23 protein-coding genes are annotated in these 22,179 nt (G+C 69.6%); 13 read left to right on the top strand and 10 right to left on the bottom strand.

The features are described from left to right. Window positions 1–59: 59 nt before the first annotated feature. Window positions 60–1,424 (top strand): glutaminase A, encoded by a 1,365-nt coding sequence (glsA, locus tag ACZ6O0_RS28380; RefSeq protein WP_465768035.1) that lies wholly within the window; start codon window positions 60–62, stop codon window positions 1,422–1,424. Here glsA and glmS read toward each other — a convergent pair. Both glmS and ACZ6O0_RS28370 read right to left on the bottom strand, forming a co-directional pair. Further along, on the bottom strand, window positions 1,411–3,231 hold the full coding sequence (glmS, locus tag ACZ6O0_RS28375; protein ID WP_329480004.1) for a glutamine--fructose-6-phosphate transaminase (isomerizing): 1,821 nt from the start codon (window positions 3,229–3,231) through the stop codon (window positions 1,411–1,413). The genes glsA and glmS overlap by 14 nt on opposite strands. 36 nt (window positions 3,232–3,267) lie before the next feature. Beyond that, entirely contained in the window at window positions 3,268–3,549 is a 282-nt protein-coding gene (locus ACZ6O0_RS28370; protein ID WP_442914021.1) for a hypothetical protein, read from the bottom strand. A 207-nt stretch (window positions 3,550–3,756) separates the two neighbouring features. Here ACZ6O0_RS28370 and ACZ6O0_RS28365 point away from each other — a divergent pair, with 207 nt between their 5' ends. Further along, window positions 3,757–5,631 (top strand): M4 family metallopeptidase, encoded by a 1,875-nt coding sequence (locus tag ACZ6O0_RS28365; RefSeq protein ID WP_465768034.1) that lies wholly within the window; start codon window positions 3,757–3,759, stop codon window positions 5,629–5,631. Here ACZ6O0_RS28365 and ACZ6O0_RS28360 read toward each other — a convergent pair. The 3 genes from ACZ6O0_RS28360 to nucS are packed head-to-tail and all read right to left on the bottom strand — an operon-like array spanning window position 5,603 to window position 6,931. Continuing rightward, on the bottom strand, window positions 5,603–5,917 hold the full coding sequence (locus ACZ6O0_RS28360) for an ArsR/SmtB family transcription factor (RefSeq protein WP_465768033.1): 315 nt from the start codon (window positions 5,915–5,917) through the stop codon (window positions 5,603–5,605). The two genes, ACZ6O0_RS28365 and ACZ6O0_RS28360, sit on opposite strands and share 29 nt — an antisense overlap. Beyond that, a complete protein-coding gene (locus ACZ6O0_RS28355; RefSeq protein WP_465768032.1) occupies window positions 5,914–6,231 on the bottom strand; it encodes a hypothetical protein in 318 nt (105 codons plus the stop codon). Before ACZ6O0_RS28355 ends, ACZ6O0_RS28360 begins: the two co-directional genes overlap by 4 nt. A gap of 40 nt (window positions 6,232–6,271) precedes the next feature. Continuing rightward, window positions 6,272–6,931, bottom strand: a complete 660-nt coding sequence (nucS, locus tag ACZ6O0_RS28350; RefSeq protein ID WP_465768031.1) for an endonuclease NucS — start codon at window positions 6,929–6,931, stop codon at window positions 6,272–6,274. Between the two features lie 73 nt (window positions 6,932–7,004). On the opposite strand from nucS, the gene ACZ6O0_RS28345 reads away from it, so the two are divergent. The 4 genes from ACZ6O0_RS28345 to ACZ6O0_RS28330 all read left to right on the top strand — a co-directional run bounded on the left by ACZ6O0_RS28345 (window position 7,005) and on the right by ACZ6O0_RS28330 (window position 10,501). Further along, window positions 7,005–7,328, top strand: coding sequence for a hypothetical protein (locus ACZ6O0_RS28345; RefSeq protein ID WP_465768030.1), 324 nt, complete (start codon window positions 7,005–7,007; stop codon window positions 7,326–7,328). Further along, window positions 7,325–8,206, top strand: coding sequence for a class I SAM-dependent methyltransferase (locus ACZ6O0_RS28340; RefSeq protein ID WP_465768029.1), 882 nt, complete (start codon window positions 7,325–7,327; stop codon window positions 8,204–8,206). Before ACZ6O0_RS28345 ends, ACZ6O0_RS28340 begins: the two co-directional genes overlap by 4 nt. After that, window positions 8,176–8,658 carry an NUDIX domain-containing protein gene (locus ACZ6O0_RS28335; RefSeq protein WP_465768028.1) on the top strand — a complete coding sequence of 161 codons (483 nt, stop codon included), beginning with the start codon at window positions 8,176–8,178 and terminating at the stop codon, window positions 8,656–8,658. Before ACZ6O0_RS28340 ends, ACZ6O0_RS28335 begins: the two co-directional genes overlap by 31 nt. 64 nt (window positions 8,659–8,722) lie before the next feature. Next, window positions 8,723–10,501 (top strand): 3-hydroxyacyl-CoA dehydrogenase family protein, encoded by a 1,779-nt coding sequence (locus ACZ6O0_RS28330; RefSeq protein ID WP_465768027.1) that lies wholly within the window; start codon window positions 8,723–8,725, stop codon window positions 10,499–10,501. A gap of 7 nt (window positions 10,502–10,508) precedes the next feature. Here ACZ6O0_RS28330 and ACZ6O0_RS28325 read toward each other — a convergent pair whose 3' ends face one another. From ACZ6O0_RS28325 to ACZ6O0_RS28315, 3 genes are all read right to left on the bottom strand, one after another. Then, a complete protein-coding gene (locus tag ACZ6O0_RS28325) occupies window positions 10,509–11,405 on the bottom strand; it encodes an RNA polymerase sigma-70 factor (protein ID WP_465768026.1) in 897 nt (298 codons plus the stop codon). Between the two features lie 13 nt (window positions 11,406–11,418). Beyond that, on the bottom strand, window positions 11,419–12,615 hold the full coding sequence (locus ACZ6O0_RS28320; protein WP_465768025.1) for an NAD(P)/FAD-dependent oxidoreductase: 1,197 nt from the start codon (window positions 12,613–12,615) through the stop codon (window positions 11,419–11,421). Between the two features lie 86 nt (window positions 12,616–12,701). Beyond that, entirely contained in the window at window positions 12,702–13,490 is a 789-nt protein-coding gene (locus tag ACZ6O0_RS28315; RefSeq protein ID WP_465768024.1) for a phytanoyl-CoA dioxygenase family protein, read from the bottom strand. Window positions 13,491–13,540: 50 nt separating this feature from the next. Here ACZ6O0_RS28315 and ACZ6O0_RS28310 point away from each other — a divergent pair, with 50 nt between their 5' ends. Further along, window positions 13,541–14,350 carry a helix-turn-helix domain-containing protein gene (locus ACZ6O0_RS28310; RefSeq protein WP_465768023.1) on the top strand — a complete coding sequence of 270 codons (810 nt, stop codon included), beginning with the start codon at window positions 13,541–13,543 and terminating at the stop codon, window positions 14,348–14,350. On the opposite strand, the gene ACZ6O0_RS28305 is transcribed toward ACZ6O0_RS28310, so the two are convergent. After that, entirely contained in the window at window positions 14,328–14,975 is a 648-nt protein-coding gene (locus ACZ6O0_RS28305) for a response regulator (RefSeq protein WP_465768022.1), read from the bottom strand. The two genes, ACZ6O0_RS28310 and ACZ6O0_RS28305, sit on opposite strands and share 23 nt — an antisense overlap. Continuing rightward, the gene (locus tag ACZ6O0_RS28300) at window positions 14,927–16,222 is read right to left on the bottom strand and encodes a sensor histidine kinase (RefSeq protein ID WP_465768021.1); all 1,296 of its coding nucleotides are present in this window, start codon (window positions 16,220–16,222) and stop codon (window positions 14,927–14,929) included. Before ACZ6O0_RS28300 ends, ACZ6O0_RS28305 begins: the two co-directional genes overlap by 49 nt. 201 nt (window positions 16,223–16,423) lie before the next feature. Between ACZ6O0_RS28300 and ACZ6O0_RS28295 the strand changes: the two genes are divergently transcribed. The 6 genes from ACZ6O0_RS28295 to ACZ6O0_RS28270 all read left to right on the top strand — a co-directional run bounded on the left by ACZ6O0_RS28295 (window position 16,424) and on the right by ACZ6O0_RS28270 (window position 22,179). Further along, on the top strand, window positions 16,424–17,443 hold the full coding sequence (locus ACZ6O0_RS28295; protein WP_465768020.1) for a fatty acid desaturase family protein: 1,020 nt from the start codon (window positions 16,424–16,426) through the stop codon (window positions 17,441–17,443). 75 nt (window positions 17,444–17,518) lie between these two features. Then, entirely contained in the window at window positions 17,519–18,910 is a 1,392-nt protein-coding gene (locus ACZ6O0_RS28290; RefSeq protein ID WP_465768019.1) for a M28 family peptidase, read from the top strand. Window positions 18,911–18,940: 30 nt separating this feature from the next. After that, window positions 18,941–19,234: a hypothetical protein gene (locus ACZ6O0_RS28285; RefSeq protein ID WP_465768018.1), complete on the top strand. Its 294-nt coding sequence runs from the start codon at window positions 18,941–18,943 to the stop codon at window positions 19,232–19,234. 11 nt (window positions 19,235–19,245) lie between these two features. Further along, window positions 19,246–20,010, top strand: coding sequence for an alpha/beta fold hydrolase (locus ACZ6O0_RS28280; protein WP_465768017.1), 765 nt, complete (start codon window positions 19,246–19,248; stop codon window positions 20,008–20,010). A 100-nt stretch (window positions 20,011–20,110) separates the two neighbouring features. Beyond that, window positions 20,111–21,217: an exo-beta-N-acetylmuramidase NamZ family protein gene (locus ACZ6O0_RS28275; RefSeq protein WP_465768016.1), complete on the top strand. Its 1,107-nt coding sequence runs from the start codon at window positions 20,111–20,113 to the stop codon at window positions 21,215–21,217. After that, a complete protein-coding gene (locus ACZ6O0_RS28270) occupies window positions 21,214–22,179 on the top strand; it encodes a GNAT family N-acetyltransferase (protein WP_465768015.1) in 966 nt (321 codons plus the stop codon). The genes ACZ6O0_RS28275 and ACZ6O0_RS28270 overlap by 4 nt, the downstream gene beginning before the upstream one ends.

Raw genomic sequence — 22,179 nt, 5'->3', positions numbered from 1 at the left:
GACGCTGCCGTAACACCAGGGAACCGGCGCGGAAACACGGACCCGAGAGGCTCGGCCGCATGGCCGAATTCGACGTGGAGACGCTGTTCCGCTCGCTCGACACCGACCGGGCGAACGTGGTCTGGAAGTGGAAGCTCCTCGAGGAGCTGAAGCAGGCAGGTCTCCGCGCGGACGACCCACGCGTCGAACGCGCGGTGAACTGGTCGGTGAACTCCGGTACGCCGTTCGAGCCCGGCCAGCCGGAGTGGCTGGAGCTCGAGCAGTTCCGGGCGGTCGTCCGCGAGCCGGTGATCTGGCGGGCGTTGCAGGGGCAGCTGTCGATGCCGCCGAGTGAGTTCGCCGAGTTCACCCAGAGCATCGAGCGGATCTACGCCGACCTCCAGGACGAGCGGTCCGGCGAGGTCGCGCAGTACATCCCGACGCTGCGCAACGCGGACCCGGACCGGTTCGGCATCGCAGTGTGTACCGGTGACGGCCAGGTCTTCCAGATCGGCGACGCGAACGTCGGGTTCAGCGTGCAGTCGACGTCGAAGCCGTTCAGCTACGCGATGGCGCTCGAGGAGCGCGGCGCGGCCGACGTGCATCGGTGGGTCGGGCAGGAGCAGAGCGGCGGGACGTTCAACGACCCGCGCCTGTCACTGGACGCCCGTGGCAAGCCGCAGAACCCGATGATCAACGCCGGCGCGATGGCGACCCTCGCACTGGTGGAGTCCGATCAGGACGTGTCCGAGCGGTTCGCCAAGGTCGAGCAGACCTGGGCCCGGATGATGGGGACGCCGCCCGGCTTCGACCACCGGACCTTCCTGGCCGAGCGCGACACCGGCCACGGCAACAGGGGTCTGGCGAGCCTGATGGCCGCGCAGGACATGCTGAACGTGGACCCGAAGGACCCGGACGGACCGCGGAAGGCGGCCGAGTTCTACTTCGCCGTCTGCTCGCTCGAGCTGGACGCCCAGCGTCTCGCGGCCGCCGGTGCGACCCTCGCCAACGGCGGTGTGGCGCCGTACTCGGGTGAGCGGGTGTTCTCCCAGGAGACCGCCGGCCGGGTGCTGGCCGTGATGGGCCACAGCGGGATGTACAACGACTCCGGCCAGTTCGCTGACCACGTCGGGCTGCCGGCCAAGTCCGGCGTCTCCGGCAACGTGATGATGGTCGTCCCGGAGAAGCGGCTGGCCGTCGTGACGTTCTCCCCGCGCCTGGACGCGGCGGGCAACTCGGTCCGCGGCGTCGAGGTCTGCAAGCGGCTGGTGAACGAGCACGGCCTGCATCCGTACAAGGGCCTGGGCGCCGAGCGCGAGGTCGCGCGGCTCGCCTTCGGCGGTGTGGCCAAGGCCGGCACCCAGAGCGCCTCGGCAACGACAGATCCCCACCACAGCAAGCGTGGTGGGGACCGGTCGAGTCAGCAGACCGTCACTCGACAGTGACGGACTTGGCCAGGTTCCGCGGCTTGTCGACGTCGTGGCCGAGGGCAACGGCCGCGTAGTACGCGATGATCTGCAGCGGGATCGTGAGCAGGATCGGGTCCAGCTCCGGCTCGTTCTTCGGTACGACGATCTTCGCCGCGACCCCGTCCGGGACCTCGACGCCCGGGTGGGTGACGACGTACAGCGGACCCGAGCGAGCGCCGATCTCGTGCAGGGCGCCGATGTTGCGGTCGAGCAGCTCGTCGTCCGGGACGATCGCGACGCTCGGCACGTCCGGCGAGATCAGCGCGAGCGGGCCGTGCTTCAGCTCCGAGGTCTGGTACGCCTCGGCGTGCCGGTAGGAGATCTCCTTCAGCTTCTGCGCACCCTCGCGGGCGACCGGGTAGCCGCGGGTCCGGCCGACGAAGAACAGGCTCTCGTGCTGGGCCAGCCGGCCGGCGATCTTGGCCAGCTCCTCCTCCTGGGCGACGATCGACTGGATGTGCTCGGGGAGCTTCTTCAGGCCCTCGATCAGCCGGCGGCCGTCGGCGGGGGAGACGTCGCGGATCCGGCCCAGGTGGATACCGAGCATCGCGAACGCGACCGCCATGTTGGTCAGCGCCTTGGTCGAGGCCACCGAGACCTCCGGGCCGGCGTGCAGGTAGACACCGCCGTCGACCTCACGGGCGATGCTCGAACCGACCGCGTTGACCAGACCGATGACCCGGCCGCCCTTGCGCTTCAGCTCCTGCACCGCGACCAGGGTGTCCAGGGTCTCGCCGGACTGGCTGACGGCGATGTACAGCGTGTCCCGCTCGACCACCGGGTTGCGGTAGCGGAACTCCGAGGCCGGCTCGGCGTCGGCGGGGATCCGGGCGACCTCCTCGATGAACTGCGCGCCCATCTGGCCGGCGTAGTACGCCGAACCGCAGCCGAGGATCTTGACCCGCTTGATCTCGCGCGCCTCGCGGGCGTCCATGTTCAGGCCGCCGAGGTGGACGGTGTGGAAGCGCTCGTCGAGGCGGCCGCGGATGGCCCGGCCGACCGCGTCCGGCTGCTCGTGGATCTCCTTCATCATGAAGTGCTCGTGCAGGCCGCGCTCGTACTCGTCGGCCTCCCACTCGACCGTCTTGGCGGTCTTGGTGGTGGGGGCGGCGTCCTGGGTGAAGGTGCGGTAGCCGTCGGCGCGGACGGTCGCCATCTCGCCGTCGTCCAGGTAGACGACCTGGCGGGTGTAGCGGATCAGCGCGGCCGCGTCCGAGGCGACGTGCATCTCGCCGTCGCCGATGCCGAGGATCAGCGGGCTGCCGTTACGGGCGACCACGATCCGGTCCGGGAAGTCCAGGTCGATCACGGCGATGCCGTAGGTGCCCTCGATCCGGCGCAGGGCGGCCATCACCTTCTCCTCGAGGGTGGCGCCCTCGGACTGCTCGATCAGGTGCGCGAGAACCTCGGTGTCGGTCTCCGAGCGGAGCTTGACGCCCGCGTCCTCGAGCTGGGCGCGGAGCGCGCCGGCGTTGTCGAAGATGCCGTTGTGGACGACGGCGATCCGCTCGTTGCCGCTGGCGTGCGGGTGCGCGTTGTCCTTGCTCGGGCCACCGTGGGTCGCCCATCGGGTGTGGCCGATCCCCAGCTTGCCGCCGAACCGCTTCGGCAGCGACGCCTCCAGCTCACGCACCCGGCCGGCGTCCTTGTGCACCTTCAGCTCACTCGAGCCGAGCACGGCGACACCCGCCGAGTCGTAGCCGCGGTACTCCAGCCGGGCCAGTCCGTCCACCAGGATGGGCGCGGCCGGCTTGGTGCCGACGTACCCGACGATTCCGCACATGTAGTGGTGCCCTTCGTAGGTCGGTTGTTGTCCCGGTCAGCCGTAGACGATCCGTCGCAGCTGCCGGGCGGAGAGTTCGGGTGAGCGGACCGGCCAGTGCCGGAGCTCGGTGCCGAGGCGGGCGAAGATCTCGTCGTTGCGGGCACCGTAGGTCTGCAGTTCCCGGTGCCGGCGCCGGACGTACTCCTCGGTCGTCTCGGTGAAATACGCCAGTACGTCGGCGACCACGCGCCGCGCGTCGTCCGCGGACAGGCCCGTCGTCCGGCTGACCTGCTCGGCCAGCTCGTCCACCGGCCCCACCGCCGCCTCACTGATCACCCGTCAACTCTGCAGTGACTTGAGGTTCAACGCCAAGGTTTTGCCCGAAATCGGGCAGATATGGTTTCCTTGTCAGTCTCAGGTGACGTGCGCCACGTCTTGCCGGTCCATTCACGTGAGCGTACGAATGGCACTGTACGGGCCGGCTCTCGGGCTCGTGGATCGGCCGGCCCACCCGATGTCCCATCCGCTCGGGAGGTCCTTCGCATGTCCCGAATCCGCGTCCTGGCCGCGATCGCGGCCCTCGCCCTCGTCACGGCCGGCGGTACCACCGCAGCCGCCCGGCAAGTGACAACGACCCAGCTCCGCGGCGGCTCGATCGCGCTGTCCGGAGCGGAGGCCCGCGCCTTCGCCGTACCGCCGGGAATGGTCAAGCTCTGGACCGCCCAGCGGGCGGGTGGTGGCGCCCAGACCCGGTACCAGCAGGTGGTCGGCGGCGCACAGGTCGTCGGCGGCCAGTTGACCGTGCTGACCGACTCGGCCGGCCGGACGACCGCCGTCATCGGCGCGTACTTCCCCGGCTTGACGGCCAAGAACAGTGTGGCGGTGTCGGCCGCGAGCGCCCGCGGTATCGCGGCGAAGCGCGTCGGCGCGGCCGGTCAGTGGACCTCGACACTCCGCATCGACCCGAAGGACGGCCGGCTCTTCCACCAGATCGTGTCCCAGCGGGCGGATCAGCGCTGGGTGCAGTGGGTCGACGCCGGCACCGGCGTCGTCAAGAAGCAGTACGACGCTGTCGCGCACGGAGACGGGACCGGCGTGAAGGGCGACCCGAAGACCTTCTCGACCATCCGGATCGGCAGCACGTTCTTCCTGCGGTCCGCGGACGGCCGCCAGGAGACGTACGACGCCGGCAACAAGGCGGTCCAGCCCGGCACGATCATGACCGACGCCGACGACCACTGGACCTTCAACAGCCCGAAGATGCTGTCGCCCAGCCAGGCTCCCGGCGTGGACGCCCACTACTACGCGAACGTGGTCGACGACTTCTACGCGGCCACCTTCGATCGCAACAGCATCGACGACCACGGGATGAAGATCATCTCGACCGTGCACTACGCGAATCGCTACTGCAACGCGTTCTGGAACGGCGAGCAGATGACGTACGGCGACGGCGACGGGAAGATCTGCCTCCCGCTGTCCGGCGGCCTCGACGTGGTCGGGCACGAGCTCACCCACGGCGTCACCGAGTTCACCTCGAACCTGATCTACGAGAACGAGTCCGGTGCGCTGAATGAGTCCTTCAGCGACATGATGGGCAACACGATCGAGTTCTACGCGGCACAGAACCGGCTCGACCCGGCCGGAACGCCCGACTGGCTGATCGCTGAGGACGTCTACAAGGCGCCCGATCTCGCGCCGGGGTTCCGGAACATGGGCGACCCGCAGGAGGACGCCGATCCGGACCACTACAGCGAGTTCATCGTCACCACCGCGGACAACGGAGGCGTGCACTCCAACAGCGGAATCCCGAACCACGCCTACTACCTGGCGGTCAACGGCGGGAAGAACGCGGGCTGCGGCGGAAGCCTGAGCGGCCACACGCACACGGCCGACTGTGACGTCACAGTGCCCGCGCTCGGACTCGCCAGGGCCGCGCAGGTCTTCTACGACGGCTTCACCAGCCTGCCCGAGTTCGCGAACTTCTGCGACGCCCGCAACGCCACCGTCGCGGTCGCGGGCTCGAGCCGCGCAGCGGTCAGCGCCACCTGGGCGGCCGTCGGCATCCACGACGGCTGTACGCCGGCCACCCCGCCGCCTCCGCCGTGCGTGAGTGACCCGAACGCGACCATCCCGTTCGGCTCACCGCACCCGTACGGCAACAACGGCGACTGCACGTGGACCTACGACAACGGCACCGGCGGGTTCGCGTTCCACTTCAGCCTGCTCGACACGGAGAAGAACTTCGACTACGTCATCGTGTACGACGGCAACGGGAACGAACTCGCCCGCTACACAGGCACCGACCGCAACGGCGCCACATCACCCTGCATCACCACGCCGACCGGCTCGGTCCGTCTCCTGACCGACCCCGCCGTCACAGCCCAGGGATTCACCGTGGACGCGGTGGTCGCCTGCTGAACCTGTTGAGCCATTGGACTCCGACCCCGAACAGGGGGCCGGAGTCCAATTGGTATACCCGCTCGCGGCCGCGGGTCGCGACGTGGACGAGGCCGGCTTGCTCGAGGATGCGCAGGTGCCGGGTGATGGTCGGCCAGGAGTGGTCGAAGCGGCCGGCGATCTCGCCCGAGGTCATCTCCCCGCCACGCAGGTGCAGCACCAGCAGGATCGTCCGCCGGGAGTGGTGGGCCAGCGCGGTGAACACCTGGTCGAGCTCGTCCAGTTCCCGCCCGCCGCGGCTGGTCAAGCCGACAGATCCTGCGGCAGGTAGTGCGGAAACTCCCACTTCGGCCGCCCGTCCCGCTCCTCGAGCAGCGGGTCCATCCGCTCCCACAGCATGAGCACATCCGGATGCTCGTGCGCCCGGGCGAACCCGCCGTCCACCCACGTGAAGATCTCGACGTACGTCGTCTCGTCCACGTCCCGCAACACCACCGACCGCTCCTCGGTGACGAAGCCGAGCTCCCGGAGCGTCGACCAGTGCTCCGCCAGCAGCTCGCGGAACTGGTTCTCCGCGTCCGCCCGGACGCGGTACGTGCAGATCACCGTTTCCTTAGCCATGTTGCTAAGTAACTCTCCGGCACCGCGCCGGGTCAAGAGGTCAGAACAGGCGGAGGACGTCGGATTCCATGCCTCGGAGGGCGTCGTAGTCGACGGTGAGGCATTCGAGGCCCCGGTCGGTGGCGAGGACCTTGGCCTGGGGCTTGATGAGCTGGGCGGCGAAGATGCCGCGGACGGGGGCCAGGAGCGGGTCGCGGTTGAGGAGTTCGACGTACCGGGTCAGCTGCTCGACGCCGTCGATCTCGCCGCGGCGTTTGATCTCGACCGCGACGTGCCTGCCGTCGGCGTCGCGGCAGAGCAGGTCGACCGGGCCGATCGCGGTCGGGTACTCGCGGCGGACCAGGGTCCAGCCCTCGCCGAAGGTGTGGACGTGCTCGGCCAGCAGTTCCTGCAGGTGCGCCTCGACGCCGTCCTTGATCAGGCCGGGGTCCGTGCCGAGCTCGTAGGCGGTGTCGCTGTGCACCTCCTCGAGGGTGATCCGCAGCTCCTCACCCGCCTTGTTGGTGACGCTCCAGACGCCGTCGTCCTCGGTCAGCTTGCACGGCGGCGACATCCAGTTGAGCGGCTTGTACGACCCGCCGTCGGCGTGGATCAGCACGGAGCCGTCCGCCTTCACCATCAGCAACCGCGGGGCCATCGGCAGATGAGCCGTGAGCCGGCCGGAGTAGTCCACAGAACACGTAGCAATCACCAAGCGCACGAGAAAGCACCGTAGTCCACAACCGGCCCGGAACCTATGTCGCCTGGCCGTCCGGAGTGGGAGGCTGGTCGGCATGATGCCGAAGGTCAGTGACCAGGCGATCGCGGAGTACGACGCGGTCGCAGCGGGACTGGAGTCGGCCGGCGTGATCCGGGGAAGCATGTTCGGCATGCCCTGCCTCAAGGTCGGCAAGAAGGTGCTCGCCGGGATGTTCGGCGACGCGATGACGTTCAAGCTGCCGCCGGAGCCCCGGGAGAGGGCGCTCGCGCTGCCCGGCGTCGAGCCGTTCGACCCGGGGATGGGCCGGCCGATGAAGGAGTGGGTGATGATCCCGTTGGCTCAATCGGCGGTCTGGCCGGACTACGCCGCCGAGGCGCTGGAGTACGTCCGCGGATGAATCTCATGTGTCCCGCGCGGATTCTGTTGCTGCCTGGGGATGTGCAGGATCCGGCGGTCGGTGAGCGGATCGCCCAGGTGTACGCCGGCCCCTTCGAGGCGGCCGCCGGTGCGCGGCTCGCGGATCACCTCGGTGTCCGGCTGACCGTCGTACCGGAGCTGGTCCGCCGTCCCGACGACGAGTTGCAGTCGATCGCGGACTCGCATCGAGGGGAGACCGTGGTCGTCCTCGGGCTGGATCTCGGACTCCGGCTCCCGGCGATCGTCGAGCACACCGGGGACGGGTGGTCCCGGGTGCCGAGCGACAACGAGGTCACGCTGGCGACGTACGAGCAGGCGGCGGACAGGTTCCGGGAGTCGATCCCCAAGGAGCCGAACACCGACCTGATCGGCCAGCTCGCGGAGCGGATCACGCCGGGCGCGCGAGTGCTGGAGCTCGGCAGCGGGACCGGCCGGGACGCCGTCGAGCTCGAGCGCCGCGGCTTCGTCGTACGCCGGACCGACGCGACGTCGGCGTTCATCGAGATGATGCGCGCGGACGGGTACGCCGCCGACCGGCTCGACGCCCTGCACGACGACTTCGGCGGACCGTACGACGCGGTCTTCGCCGACGCCGTCTTCCTGCACTTCGACCGGGCCCAGCTCGCCGACGTCCTGCGGAAGGCCGCCCGCGCGGCGAAACTGCTGGCCTTCAGTACGCGGGAAGGCAAGGGCGAGGAGTGGTCGAACCGGCACCTCGATCTGCCTCGGCACTTCGTCCTCTGGCAGGAGGAGCCGCTGCGCGACCTCCTCACCAGCACCGGCTGGACGGTCCAGGATCTGCGCCGGGTCCAGCTCAAGGGCGGCGGATGGTTCTCCGTCCTGGCGGCGCGCGCATGATCCGGGCCGGGATCGTCCTGCTGTCGGGTCAGGGTGTCGCGGCGATCGAGCGCGTCCGGGACGGCATGACCTACCACGTGCTGCCCGGCGGGCAGGTCGAGCCGGGGGAGAGCCCACCGGAGGCCGCGCGGCGCGAGGCGCAGGAGGAGCTCGGGGTGCTGGTGAAGATCCGCGGACCCGTCGCGGTCGTGCACTTCGGCAACAGCACGCAGCACTACTTCCTGGCCGAGCTGATCGGCGGTGAGTTCGGCACCGGCGACGGGCCGGAGATGGCGAGCCCGGCGGAGTCCGAGCGGGGCAGCTATCGCGCGGTCTGGCTGCCCGTGCGGGATCTCGTCGTACGGCGGCTGAAGCCGAAGCCGATCGCGGCCGCGCTGGCGGCGGCGCCGGATCCGGACTGGATCATGGACGGGTGGCTGGAGACGCCGGCGGTCTTCGACGAGGGTGTGTGAAGTTGACCTCGCGGGTGACTCAGCTCATGGGCGGACCAGTGGCCGGACTGGCATAGTTCGCTCCATGGCTCGGGAACTGAAGACAGTGGGTGTGGTGGGTCTCGGCACGATGGGCGCCGGGATCGCCGAGGTGTTCGCGCGCAACGGGCTGACCGTGGTCGGCGTCGAGCGTGACGAGCAGGCCGCCGAGCGCGGCCGCGGGCACATCCAGCACTCGACCGACCGGGCGGTGAAGCGCGGCAAGCTGTCGGTCGACGAGCAGCAGGCGCTGTTCGACCGGGTGACGTTCGCCACCTCGATGGACGCGCTCGCCGACTGCGATCTGGTGATCGAGGCGGTGATCGAGCGGCTCGAGCTGAAGCGGGAGATCTTCGCCGAGCTGGACAAGGTGGTCCGCGAGGACGCCATCCTGGCGACCAACACGTCGAGCCTCTCGGTGACCGAGATCTCGGTCGCCACCCAGCGTCCGCGCCGCGTCGTCGGCATGCACTTCTTCAACCCGGCGCCGGTGCAGGAGTTCGTCGAGGTGATCAAGACCGTCGTCACCGAGCCGGACGTGGTCGAGGACGTGCTGGCGCTGGCCCGCCGTCTCGACAAGGTCCCGGTGGTCGCGGCCGACCGGGCCGGCTTCATCGCGAACGCCCTGCTGTTCGGCTACCTGAACCACGCGGTCTCGATGGTCGAGTCGAGGTACGCCACCCGCGAGGACGTGGACGCGGCGATGCGGCTCGGCTGCGGCTACCCGATGGGCCCGCTGGCGCTGCTCGACCTGATCGGCCTCGACACGGCGTACGAGATCCTCGACACGATGTACAAGCAGGGCCGCAACCGGCTGCACGCGCCGGCCCCGATCCTCAAGCAGATGGTCACCGCCGGCCTGCTCGGCCGCAAGACCGGCCGCGGTTTCTACACCTACGAGGCGCCGGACTCGCCGGTCGTCGTGGACGACGAGCACACCCCGCGCCCGAACGGCGACCAGACCGCGGTCCGCCCGATCAAGCAGGTCGGCGTGGTCGGCTCCGGCACCATGGCCGTCGGCATCATCGAGGTCTGCGCCAAGGCCGGGTACGACGTTCTCTACGTCGCCCGCGGCACCGAGAAGGTCGACCGGGTCCGCGCCGGCCTGGAACGCTCGCTGGAGAAGGGCGTCCAGCGCGGCAAGCTGTCCTCGGACGAGCGTGACGCGGCGCTGCGCCGGATCACCGGTACGGCGAAGCTCGACGACCTCGCCGGTGTCGACCTGGTGGTCGAGGCCGTGGTCGAGGAGCTGAGTGTCAAGCAGGCGCTGTTCGAGACCTTCGACGAGATCTGCAAGCCGGGCGCGATCCTGGCGACCACCACGTCGTCCCTGCCGGTGATCGACCTGGCGATGGCGACCAAGCGGCCGGCCGACGTGGTCGGGCTGCACTTCTTCAACCCGGCGCCGGTGATGAAGCTGGTCGAAGTAGTCAGCACAGTGAGCACGGCCCCCGAGGTCGCCGACTCGGTCGCGGCCCTGGCCGTTGCCGCGGGCAAGCACCCGGTCCGGTGCGGCGACCGGGCCGGCTTCATCGTCAACGCGCTGCTGTTCCCGTACCTGAACGACGCGGTCCGGATGCTGGAGGCGCACTACTCCAACGTCGACGACATCGACGCCGCGATGAAGCTCGGCTGCCGGCTGCCGATGGGTCCGTTCGAGCTGCTCGACGTGGTCGGCCTGGACGTGTCGCTCGCGATCCAGCGCACCCTCTACCTCGAGTTCCGCGAGCCCGGCTTCGCGCCGGCCCCGCTGCTCGAGCACCTCGTCACGGCCGGCTACCTCGGTCGCAAGACCGGGCGCGGCTTCCGCGACTACAGCAACTGAGGTCGCCTCAGCGCCGGGTGAGTGCGGTTTCGGACTCGAGGCGGGACAGCTTCTCCGGGTTGCGGACGTAGTAGATGCCGGTGACGAGGCCGTCCTCGATCCGCAGCGCGACGACGCCGTCGAGCTCGCCGTCGAAGCTGAACAGCAGGGCCGGGCTTCCGTTGATCACCGTCGGTTCGGAGGTGAGCGTGCCGCCGATCTTCTGCAGGCTCCCGACGAACAGGCGGATCACCTTCTCCACGCCGACGATCGGCTTCAGCGCGGTCAGTTTGAGCCCGCCGCCGTCGCTGACCGCGACCACGTCGGGCGCGAGCACGTCCATCAGGGCCTGCAGATCGCTGGCTTCGACCGCACGCTGGAAGGCCTCGAAGGCCGCCCGCCCTTCGTTGGCGGAGACGACCGTGCGGGGGCGGCGGGCATCGACGTGCTGCCGGGCGCGGTGCGCGATCTGGCGGACGGCCGCCGGGTTCTTGTCGACGGCCGCCGCGATGTCGTCGTAGCTGATCCCGAACGCCTCGCGCAGGACGAACACCGCCCGCTCGGTCGGAGTCAGCGTCTCGAGAACGAGCATCATCGCCATCGACACGCTCTCGGCCAGCTCGACGTCCTCGGCCGTGTCCGGTGAGGTGAGCAGCGGTTCGGGCAGCCAGGGACCGACGTACGCCTCCCGGCGCCGCTGCAGGGTGCGCAGGCGGTTGAGCGACTGGCGGGTGGTGATCCGGATCAGGTACGCGCGCTGATCGCGGACCTGGTCCAGATCGACCTTGCTCCACCGCAGCCAGGTCTCCTGCAGTACGTCCTCCGCGTCCGCCGCCGATCCGAGGATCTCGTAGGCGACGGTGAACAGCAGGTTGCGATGAGCGACGAAGGTCTCGGTCGCCGGGTCGCTGGCCTGGTCGCTCATCTCGTCCCTCTCCTCAGGCCGCCCGGCCCACGGTCGCCTTGCCCGCCTTGGTGTTCAGCATCTTCCGGCGTTGGCGATCCTTGAACCAGAGATCGAGCATGCCGGGTCTGCGCGCCTCCTGCCGCATCTGCCAGACCGTGCTCTTGCACACGCCTTCCTTGAGCATCGCCATGGATCGGCTGCCCAGGTAGTACACCCCGGTCGGAGTGTCGTCCCGCTTGGCGTACTGGACCACGCCGGCGCCGCGTCCCAGGCTGATGCACTCGCCGAAGAAACCGACGTCGAAGTTGGCAGGCTCCCGGCCGGCGATCCGGCTCAGCACCGTCTCGGCAGCCTGCGGGCCCAGCTGGATCGCGGACTGGCAGCTCATCCGCACCGGAAGCTCCGAGGGTGCTCCCGAGTCCCCGGCCGCGATGATGCGTACGTCGTCCACGCTGGTGAGCGTCTCGTCGGTGATCAGCCGTCCCAGGGCGTCCGTGGTCAGCCCGCTGCGGGCAGCCAGATCCGGCACGCTGAATCCCGCGGTCCAGATCGTCACGTCGCTGCGCAGTTCGCGGCCGTCGGCGAGCTGGACCGCGTCGGCGGTCACGCCCGTCACCGTCGTACCGGAGCCTTGGAGCACGGTCACACCGAGCTTGGCGAGCCGCCGGGCGACCGAGCGCCGGGCTCGCGGATGCAGGTACGGGCCGAGCACCTTTCCGCACACCAGGGTCACTGTACGGCCCTGTTCTGCCAGCTCGGAGGCGGTTTCCAGACCGGTCGGGCCGGCGCCCACCACCGTCAGCGCGGCCGATGCCGGCGCGGCGTCGACGACCGGCTGGAGCCGCCGTGCCTGCTCCAGCGTGGAGATCGGGTAGGCGTACTCCGCCGCGCCGCTCACGGTGGGGTCCCCGCTGCCGCTGCCCACGGCGTAGATCAGGTAGTCGTAGCCGAGGTCGCCGCCGCTCGCCAAGGTCACCCGACGGCCGGCCGCGTCGATCCGGGTGACGGTGTCGACCACGAGTTCGACGCCGCCGGCCAGGATGCTCCGGTAGTCGACCAGCGCGTCGTCGGAGCCGCCGACGAGCTGGTGGAGCCGGATCCGTTCCACAAAGGCCGGGCGCGGATTGATCAGGGTCACGTGCACGTCGTCACGCTGGGTCAGGCGGTTGGCAGCCATCACGCCGGCGTATCCGCCGCCGATCACGATGACATCGGTTTTCTCGGTCATGGCCACTCCTTCGTGTCAGAGATGGCCTTAAAGACACCGGATCCCCGGTGGTTTGTGACAGGCGTGATTCAGATCTCGTTGCGGCCTCAGGGCTCGGCGTCGGCGTAGTCGCCGCAGGGGCCGCCGCCGATGGCCTCGGGGAGAACCGCCGTACGGCGATCCGGCCGGACGAGCGGGTTGTAGAAGGCGGCGATCTCGGTGCTGTCCTCCGGGATGTAGTGGAAGATCAGCGCGCGGCGGAAACGGTCCGCGGTGGTGTTGGGCCGGGAGCCGTGGACGACGCTGCCGTGGAAGAAGAGCACGTCGCCGGCCCGCATCTTCGTCTGGACTCTGTGCAGGCCGTCCGGAACCGGGACCTCGGCGTTCGTGAAGGACTCGGTGAGGTCGGCCGGTTCGGGGCAGGCGAGCTCGGTCCGGTGCGAGCCAGGGACGACCGCCAGCCCGCCGTTGTCCGCGTCCACGTCGTCGACCGCGATCCAGGCGGCCAGGCAGGTCTCGGGATCCGCGCGCAGGAACGTGTTGTCCTGGTGCAACGCCTGGCCCCGGGCGCCCGGCGGCTTGAAGTAGAACATCGACTGGGCGCCGAGGGCCGGGCCGATCAGCGCGGTCACGACATCGAGGATCCGGCTGTCCAGCATCAGCTCGAGTGCGCGCCGACCTGCGGGCACGTCGGTCCGGCGATGCGGGTGCACGAACCGCGGGAACCGCGCCAGCGGGTCGTCGTCGGGTACGCCGTCGTCGATGGCCAGCGAGTGGTCCACGGCCACCTGCTCCATGAAGACCGACTTGAGCTCCTCGATTTCGGCGGCGTCGAGCAGTTGCGGAACCTGCACGATGCCGTCCCGCCGGTAGATGTCGGCGACTGTGATCGTCATGCTTCAAGGATCGGTGTGCAGCGGCCGGAGCGGCGATAGCCTATCGAGCTGTGAACCTTCGAGATCCTGCTGAGTCGCCCCACCCGAGGGTCCGCCGGCTGGAGACCGGTGAGTTCGACGAGGGGCCGGAGTACGCGACCTATCGCCGTCGCGGGACGACGGACTGGCTGCTGGTGCAGACCCTCGACGGCGCCGGACGGTTCGGCGACGTCGCCGCCGATCCCGGCACGGTCGTCCTGGTCCGGCCCCGGACCAGGCACGACTACGGCACCGTCGGGAGCCGCTGGCATTTCCTCTACGCGCACATGCACCCGAAGTCCGACTGGCTGCCGCTGCTCGACTGGCCGGAGGTTGCCCCCGGCACCCTTCTGCTCCGGCCGGCCACCGGTGCCGCCGAGCGGATCGCCGGTCATCTCCGCGACGCCGTCCGGCACCAGCGCAGCGTTCTCACCCAGGGCGAGCAGCTCAGCGCGAACGCCCTCGAGGCCGCGCTGCTGTGGTGCGACACCCAGAACCCGAAGGCGGTCCGGATCGACGACCGCCTGCTGCGCGTGATCGAGCTGATCGACCAGGACCTGAAGGCCCGGCTCGACCTGGCCGGCCTGGCCCGCTCGGTCAACCTGTCGGTGTCGAGGTTCGCCCATCTGTTCCGCGAGCAGCTCGGTGTCAGCCCGCAGCAGTTCGTCGAACGCCGCCGCCTCGACGCGGCCTGCCGGCTGCTCGAGCTCACCACCCGCCCGGTGGCCTCGGTCGCGGCGGAGGTCGGCTATCCGGACCCGCTCTACTTCTCGACGCGATTTCGCCTGCACACGGGGCTGAGCCCGACGGAGTACCGGGCTAGCGGGACGACAGGTAGGTGAGGACGGCCATCACGCGGCGGTTGTCGTCCTCGGACGGGGGCAGGTCGAGCTTGGCGAAGATGTTGTTGGTGTGTTTGCTGACGGCCTTCTCGGTGACGAAGAGGGCGCCGGCGATGGCGGCGTTCGAGCGGCCTTCGGCCATCAGTCCGAGGACCTCGGCCTCGCGCGGGGTGAGCCGGCTGATCGGTTCGTCCCGGGTGTTGCGCGCCAGGAGCTGGCCGATCACGTCCGGGTCCATCGCGGTCCCTCCGGCGGCCACCCGGCGTACCGAATCGAGGAAGTCGGCCACGTTGGAGACGCGGTCCTTGAGCAGGTAGCCGACCGCGCCACCGCCTCCGGTGAGGAGCTCCCGCGCGTACAGCTGCTCGACGTACTGCGAGAGCACCAGGATCGGCAGGCCGGGGACCTGGCGGCGGGCCTCGATCGCGGCCTTCAGGCCCTCGTCGGTGAACGTCGGCGGCAGCCGGACGTCGACGACGGCCACGTCCGGCCGGTGCTCCACCAGGGCGGGCACCAGCCGGGGACCGTTGTCGACTGCCTCGACCACCTCGAAGTCGTGCGCCTCCAGCAGGCGGATCAGTCCGTCCCGGAGGAGGGCGTGGTCTTCAGCGATGAGGACTCGCAAGGCAGCTCCATGATCACGGTGGTCGGCCCGGCGCTCGGGCTCACCACGGTCAACGTACCGTCGAAGGCGGCCAGCCGCCGCTCGATACCGTACAGACCGCCACCGGGCCGGATCACCGCACCGCCCACGCCGTCGTCGCCGACGATCATGTGCAGCTTCTCGTCCTCGTGGGTGATCTGGATCCACGCGTTCGTCGCGGCCGAGTACTTGACCGCGTTGGCGAGACATTCGGCCACCGCGAAGTACGCCGCCGACTCGACCGGCGCGGGCGGGCGGCCGGGAACGTCGAAGGTCACGTCGACCTTGAACGGGCAGGACAGCGCGAGGGCCTTGACCGCACCGTCCAGCCCGCGATCGGCGAGCACCGGCGGGTGGATGCCACGGACCAGGTCGCGCAGCTCGGACAGCGCTGTACTGGCCGACAGGCGGGCCTCGGTCAGCAGGGCCGCCGCCTGCGCCGGGTCGCGGGCGACCATTTCCTCGGCCATGCCCAGGTTCATGCTCAGCGCGGCCAGCCGGGCCTGGGCGCCGTCGTGCAGGTCCCGCTCGATCCGGCGCAGCTCGGCCGCCTGGGTGTCGACGGTCTCCGCGCGGGACTCGGCCAGCTCGCGGACCCGCAGCGCCAGCTTGGCGCTCTCGGTCGGGCCGAGCAGCGAGCGGGCCATGTACGCGTTCGCCTTCAGCAGCCGCTCGCCGGCGGCCAGCCAGATCAGGAACGCGACCAGCGCGACCGGCATCAGCAGGAAGCTGGTCCAGAAGTTCACCGTGAACAGCCCGCCGAACGGCTCGGTGAAGACACCCTCCGGGGTGACGCCGACGAGCAGCGGATAGACCAGGTAGAACAGTGCGGCCAGGAACAGTACGGCGCTCAGCAGGCAGAGCGTGAAGCCGATCACGGCGTTCACCAGCAGCCAGACGATGTCACGCCAGGTCGCCGGATCGGTCAGCGTGGTCCGCAGCCACATCAGTACGCCGGGCATCGGCGGCTTCTTGTACGGGCGCGGGATCGCCTCGCCGGTGAACCCGGCCAGCATGGTCCGGTGGCAGTTCGCGAACCAGCGGGTCGCCGGGACGAACACCAGCAGCATCGGGATCCCGACCCAGACCGCGATCAGCGGAACGGCCACCACGTTGAGCACGAAGAAGGCGATCCCGAGCTCGGCCAGCACGGCCAGGAACAGCGCGATCCACGGCTGGGCGAGTTTGGGGTACCGCATCGGCGGCGCCTGGGTGGCAAGGGTGGTCATGTCATCCATCATGACGCAGCGTGGGATCGGTCTCAGTGGAGTTAGGTCCACTGTCCTGTGGGGCACTGGACCCCCGTCGATTCGGGTAGTAGCACTCATGTTCCGGGCTGTTAGGACCGCCAGGGTTGATGCCGTACGCTGGCCGTGGCTGTAAGCCCAGGCCTCCACCGATCTCGAGACGAGGACCTGATGGCTCAGCCCATGGCTTCTTCCCCTATTGCCACCCGCGGTAGTGACTTCTCGCCACTGTTGCGCGAGGTCAAGGCCGCCGGCCTGCTGGAACGCCGTACCGCGGCGTACGCGATGGCGATCGGTATCAACGTGGTGCTGATGGGGCTGACCTGGGCGGGGATCGCCGTCCTCGGCGCCTCGTGGTGGGCGTTGCTGCTCGCGATCCCGCTGGGGATCCTCACCACCCGGGCCGCGTTCTTCGGGCACGACGCCGGCCACCAGCAGATCGCCGGCTCCCGCAAGCTGCACGACTGGGTCGGCATGCTGCACGGGAACCTGCTGTGCGGGATGAGCTACGGCTGGTGGAACGACAAGCACAACCGCCACCACGCGAACCCGAACCACACCGACAAGGACCCGGACGTCGGCGAGGGCATCCTGGTCTGGACGATGGAGCAGGCCGAGGGCCGCAAGGGCCTGTACGGCTGGCTGACCCGCAACCAGGCCCGCATCTTCTTCCCCCTGCTGACCCTCGAGGGCTTCAACCTCAAGGTCTCCAGCGTCCGCTACCTGCTCGGCCGGCCGCGCCGCGAGTCCCGGCTGGAGCTCGGCCTGATGGCCGCGCACCTGGGGCTCTACCTCGGCGCGCTGTTCGTGATCCTGTCGCCGGGCCAGGCGGTGCTGTTCGCGCTGATCCACCACATGGTCTTCGGCCTGCACCTGGGCAGCGTGTTCGCCCCCAACCACAAGGGCATGGAGATGCCCGACGGCGAGACCGGCTGGGGCCACCTGGAGAAGCAGGTCCTGACCTCGCGCAACGTCAACGGCGGCCTGGTCACCGACTGGATGATGGGCGGCCTCAACTACCAGATCGAGCACCACCTCTTCCCCAGCATGCCGCGCGCCAACCTCCGCTTCGCCCAGCCGATCGTCCAGTCCTACTGCGACCGCATCGGCATGCCCTACCTCACCACCACCCTGATCGATTCGTACCGAATGGGTCTCCACCACATGCACGAAGTCGGCGCAGAACTTCGCGATCGGCGCTAGTCACCTCTAGGCGACTCAGTCGCAGATCGGTTAGGTTCTCAGGTCTCGGGGCCGCCCACCTTTGAGGAGACCTTCATGACCGAAAGATCCGGTTTGAGTCGCCGAGGCCTGCTCGGCGCTGTCGCCGGGGTTACCGCCGCCACTGCCCTTCCCGCCGTTCCCGCCTGGGGCGTGGACGACCTGCGGCCGGGGGCGGTGAACCGGCCGACGCTGGACAAGTACGACCGGCAGATCGTGTCCGGTCTGTCCTCGGAGCGCGCGCTGCGCCACCTGCAGGTGCTGTCCGAGACGATCGGCCCGCGGATCGGCGGGACCACGAGTGAGAAGCGGGCGGCCGACTACATCGCCGGCCAGCTCGACAAGTTCGGCTACCGGACCCGGCTCGAGCCGTTCCCGGTGGCGGACAAGTTCCTGGCCCAGATCGAGGACGTCCGGGGGATTCTGCCGGACGACCTGTGCTGGCAGGCCGGAGCGGCCCCCGGCGGCAAGCTCGACGTCACCGTCGAGGGCCTGGTCCGGGACGTCGGCCCGGCGACGGCACCGGTCTGGCCGGCCGATGTGGCCGGTTCGATCGTGATCGCGGACGACGTGGCAGCATCGCGCCCGGCCTTAGTCGCGGAGGCCGCGGCGCGGGGTGCTGTCGGAGTCGTCCTGTTGCCGGCCGACCTGGTGTTCCCACGCCGGGCCTCGGCGTTCTCGCCGAGCGGCCTGACCGACGCACCGATCCCGGTGATCGGCGTCGCCCAGGTGCAGAAGCGGTTGATCCGGGAAGCTCTCGCAGTGGTGAACTCACTGCCGCTGCGGATCAGTACGGCGGCCCACCGCGGACTGATCTCGAACAACGTGATCGGCGAGCGGCGCGGCAAGTCCGGCGCCGACGGGCCGATCGTCGTGATCAGCGGTCACTACGACTCGGTGATCGGCGCACCGGGCGCGAACGACGACGGCTCGGGCACCGTGCTGACTCTCGAACTGGCCCGGGTGTTCAGCCGGCTCCCCACCAACGCGACACTGCGGTTCGCGCTGTGGGGTTCGGAGGAGCAGGGCCTGATCGGGTCCCGGTACCACGTCGCGCAGCTGGCGCAGGACCAGCGCGACCGGCACCGGGCGGTCTTCCAGAACGACATGGTCGCCACCAGTTGGGACCCGGCGATCACGTACTGGCTGCTGTCGTTCACCGGCCTGGCGAACGCGGCGACCGACGCGGTCCTGGCGGCCGGTCAGCGGCTCGGGTACGACCCGCAGATGGTCGGCCCGGTCCTGCGTGGCGCGTCGGACCACCAGTCGTTCCAGGAGGTCGGGATCGCGGCCGCCAACTTCTCCTGGCGCGGCGAGATCTCGCCGGCGTTCCTCGAGCCGCCGTACCACTCGCCCGAGGACACCATCGCGAAGAACGTCAGCCTGGAGCGCCTCCAGGTGTCGATGGAGCTGATCGGCACCGCGGCGTACGCCGTCGCCCGGGGGTGACCTAGCTCATACGGCTAGCCTTGAAGGGCTATGTCGCGCAGAAGGCCTTCCAAGTGGCAGCGGCCGGTCGGCGACCGGCCGCTGCTCGGTGGTACCCAGGCCCGCGAGGAGCGGTCCGACGGCGAGTGGATCGTCCGCCGGGTGTCCGGCGCCGCCTCGGCGAAGTCCTACCGGTGCCCCGGCTGCGACCAGCTGATCCCGCCCGCCACGCCGCACGTCGTGGTCTGGCCGGAGAACCCCAGCCTGCTCGCCGCGATCAGCGGCGCCCAGTCCCTCGACGAGCGACGCCACTGGCACTCGGCCTGCTGGCAGCGCCGCCGCTGAAAGGTGTGTGGATGAAGCTCCCGGTCACGTCGTACGGCTCGTCGGGGACGCCCGTGGTCGTGATGCACGGGCTGTTCGGGTCCGGCCGGAACTGGATGACCGCGGCCCGGCGGCTCGCCGACCGGCGCCGGGTCTTCGCGTTCGACCTGCGCAACCACGGGACGTCGCCACACACCGACACCATGAGCTATCCGGAGATGGCCGACGACGTCCGCGAGACGATCGAGTCGCTCGGGGTCGGACCGGTCGCGCTCGTCGGGCACTCGATGGGCGGCAAGACGGCGATGCTTACCGCGCTGCAGTACCCGCAGGTCGTCGAGCGGCTGGTCGTGGTCGACGCAGCGCCGGTCGGCTACCCGCCCGCCTTCGTCGAGTACGCCCAGGCGATGCGTAACGCCGACCTGTCCGCGGTCACCCGCCGCGCGGAGGTCGACGCCCAGTTGACCGCCGCCGTACCGACCCCCGGGACCCGCGCGTTCCTCTTGCAGAACCTCATCCTCGATTCCGACGGCGCTCGCTGGCGCCCGAACCTCCCGGTCATCGAGGCTGCCTTGCCGGCGATCTCCGGCTGGCCTGCTGTCGAGGGTCTGAGGTACGACGGTCCGACGCTCTTCATCTACGGCGGCAAGTCCGACTACGTCCAGCAGGACCACCGCGCCACCATCGCGGCGTACTTCCCGCACGTCCAGTACGCCGAAGTCCCCGAGGCCGGCCACTGGGTCCACGCCGAACGCCTCGACGACTTCCTCGCCGCGCTGACGCCGTTCCTGCCCTGATCCTGGTAAACGTTCGCCGGTAATCCATTGACCTTCGCCTGAACATATCGGTAAGTTTTCAACCCAGTTCCTGCACGATCCACGATCTGGGGTGGTGGCGATGGCAGTCCGGACCGGCGCGGAGCGTCTGACCGGAGAGCCGGGGCTGGCGGTTGACGGGCGCCTCGGACTGATCACGAACTTCACCGGCGTTCTGCCGGACCTGCGCCCGACTTCGGTTGCCTTGCTCGAAGCCGGGCTGCGGCTCACGGCTCTGTTCGGCCCCGAGCACGGCCTGCGCGGTACGGCGCAAGCCGGCGCGAGCGAGGCCGAGGGCGTCGACCCGGACACCGGGCTGCCGGTCTTCGACACGTACCGCCGGCAGGGCCGCGCACTCGACGAGCTGTTCTCCGGTGTCGATGCGCTGCTCTTCGACATCCAGGACATCGGGACGCGGTTCTACACCTACATCTGGACGATGTACGACTGCCAGCAGGCCGCCGCGCGGCTCGGCAAGCCGTTCATCGTGCTCGACCGGCCGAATCCGCTCGGTGGTGTCCGGGTCGAGGGACCGCTGCTGCAGTCGGGCTTCGAGAGCTTCGTGGGGCGCGCCCCGATTCCGCTCCGGCACGGGCTGACCGTCGGCGAGCTCGCACTTCAGTTGGGTTCGGCAACGGTCATCGAGATGGAGGGTTGGACGCGGGACATTTCTGAGACCGGCCTGCCGTGGGTGCCGCCGTCGCCGAACATGCCGACGCCGGACACCGCACTCGTCTATCCCGGCACCGGTCTCTTCGAGGGCACCAACCTCAGTGAGGGACGCGGGACGACGCGACCGTTCGAGACGATCGGGGCGCCGTTTGTCGACGACCGGCTCGTGCCCGCGTTGCGCTCGTGCGAGTTGCCCGGTGTCGTCTTCCGGCGTACCTGGTTCGAACCTGTCTTCAGCAAGTACGCCGGCCAGGCGGTGCCCGGCGTGCAGCTGCATGTGGTGGACCGATCGGCGTACGAGCCGGTGCGGACCGCGCTGGTCATGCTCCGGGTGCTGAACGAGCTCTATCCGCACGACCTCAGCCTGCTTCCGTCGCTCGACAAGCTGTGGGGATCGGACTCGCTGCGCAAGGCGCTCGAGGCCGGCGACGACCCGCTCGATCTTTTGCCCGAGGCAACCACGCCGGCCGGCTGGGTGCGGCCCGGCGTACTGCTCTACGAAGGGACGGCCGGATGATTCGCTCGTTCGAGGTCGGAGACGGCCCGGCGCTCGCCGACGCGTGGACCGCGGCGGCTCCGGCCGACCCGATCGGCTACCCACGCTTCCGCGACCTCTTCCTGCTCGACCGCAACTTCGACGCCGCCGGTCTGAAGGTCGCCGTTGTCGACCATCGGATCGTCGGCGCGGCCTACGCCGTCCGCCGCCTGATCGCGGCCTCAGGTGACGACCTCGAGCCGTCGAGCGGGTGGATCCCGTTCTTCTTCGTCCACCCCTCGTTTCGTGGCCGCGGCCTCGGCCGGGAGTTGTTGATCGCGGCAACGGATTGGCTCCGCGGCACCGGTCGTACCGAGGTGTTCTTCTCCTCGTACACGCCGAACTACTTCCTTCCGGGTCTCGACACCGCGCGCTACCCGGCCGCCGCCCGGCTGCTGTCGAGCCTCGGCTTCGAGCGCCAGTACGACGCGGTTGCGATGGACCTGAGTCTGGTCGGGTACGAGATCCCGGAGGACGTCCGGAAACGGATCGCGACGCTCGAGGCCGACGGCTACAGCTTTGGTATACCAACCGGCGACGAGCTGACCGCGCTGATCGCCATCGCCGGTGACGACTTCACCCCGGACTGGGCCCGCGCGATCCGCGAGGCCGTCGTCGCCGGGATGCCCCTGGACCGCATCGTGGTGGCCCGTGACCCGGGCCGCGGGATCCTCGGCTGGGCGATGCACGGCACCTACGAAGGGGTGATCGATCGCTTCGGGCCGTTCGGCGTACTGCCGGCGTCGCGGGGGACCGGCCTCGGCAAGGTGCTGCTGCATCTGACGCTCGAACGGATGGTTGCCCTCGGCGCGCACTCCGCCTGGTTCCTGTGGACCGGTGAGAAATCCGCGGCCGGGCAGCTCTATCTGAAGACGGGGTTCGGCATCACCCGCACGTTCACCATTCTCCGGGCGCCGCTGGCCCCGGCCGAAGGGACTGACTGA

Source organism: Kribbella sp. NPDC048837 (assembly GCF_055586945.1).
Note: the sequence above shows the minus strand (reverse complement) of the source record. Positions and strands in the feature narration are given on the sequence as shown.

Bases quoted from the DNA above. Each gene is read 5' to 3' on its own strand.
- ACZ6O0_RS28300 (WP_465768021.1), bottom strand. From the start codon at position 16,222: ATGACCACCCTTGCCACCCAGGCGCCGCCGATGCGGTACCCCAAACTC.
- ACZ6O0_RS28275 (WP_465768016.1), top strand. From the start codon at position 20,111: ATGGCAGTCCGGACCGGCGCGGAGCGTCTGACCGGAGAGCCGGGGCTG.
- ACZ6O0_RS28315 (WP_465768024.1), bottom strand. From the start codon at position 13,490: ATGACGATCACAGTCGCCGACATCTACCGGCGGGACGGCATCGTGCAG.
- glmS (WP_329480004.1), bottom strand. From the start codon at position 3,231: ATGTGCGGAATCGTCGGGTACGTCGGCACCAAGCCGGCCGCGCCCATC.
- ACZ6O0_RS28365 (WP_465768034.1), top strand. From the start codon at position 3,757: ATGTCCCGAATCCGCGTCCTGGCCGCGATCGCGGCCCTCGCCCTCGTC.
- ACZ6O0_RS28285 (WP_465768018.1), top strand. From the start codon at position 18,941: ATGTCGCGCAGAAGGCCTTCCAAGTGGCAGCGGCCGGTCGGCGACCGG.
- glsA (WP_465768035.1), top strand. From the start codon at position 60: ATGGCCGAATTCGACGTGGAGACGCTGTTCCGCTCGCTCGACACCGAC.
- ACZ6O0_RS28340 (WP_465768029.1), top strand. From the start codon at position 7,325: ATGAATCTCATGTGTCCCGCGCGGATTCTGTTGCTGCCTGGGGATGTG.
- ACZ6O0_RS28320 (WP_465768025.1), bottom strand. From the start codon at position 12,615: ATGACCGAGAAAACCGATGTCATCGTGATCGGCGGCGGATACGCCGGC.
- ACZ6O0_RS28295 (WP_465768020.1), top strand. From the start codon at position 16,424: ATGGCTTCTTCCCCTATTGCCACCCGCGGTAGTGACTTCTCGCCACTG.
- ACZ6O0_RS28330 (WP_465768027.1), top strand. From the start codon at position 8,723: ATGGCTCGGGAACTGAAGACAGTGGGTGTGGTGGGTCTCGGCACGATG.
- ACZ6O0_RS28270 (WP_465768015.1), top strand. From the start codon at position 21,214: ATGATTCGCTCGTTCGAGGTCGGAGACGGCCCGGCGCTCGCCGACGCG.
- ACZ6O0_RS28280 (WP_465768017.1), top strand. From the start codon at position 19,246: ATGAAGCTCCCGGTCACGTCGTACGGCTCGTCGGGGACGCCCGTGGTC.
- ACZ6O0_RS28355 (WP_465768032.1), bottom strand. From the start codon at position 6,231: ATGGCTAAGGAAACGGTGATCTGCACGTACCGCGTCCGGGCGGACGCG.
- ACZ6O0_RS28345 (WP_465768030.1), top strand. From the start codon at position 7,005: ATGATGCCGAAGGTCAGTGACCAGGCGATCGCGGAGTACGACGCGGTC.
- ACZ6O0_RS28325 (WP_465768026.1), bottom strand. From the start codon at position 11,405: ATGAGCGACCAGGCCAGCGACCCGGCGACCGAGACCTTCGTCGCTCAT.
- ACZ6O0_RS28290 (WP_465768019.1), top strand. From the start codon at position 17,519: ATGACCGAAAGATCCGGTTTGAGTCGCCGAGGCCTGCTCGGCGCTGTC.
- ACZ6O0_RS28335 (WP_465768028.1), top strand. From the start codon at position 8,176: ATGGTTCTCCGTCCTGGCGGCGCGCGCATGATCCGGGCCGGGATCGTC.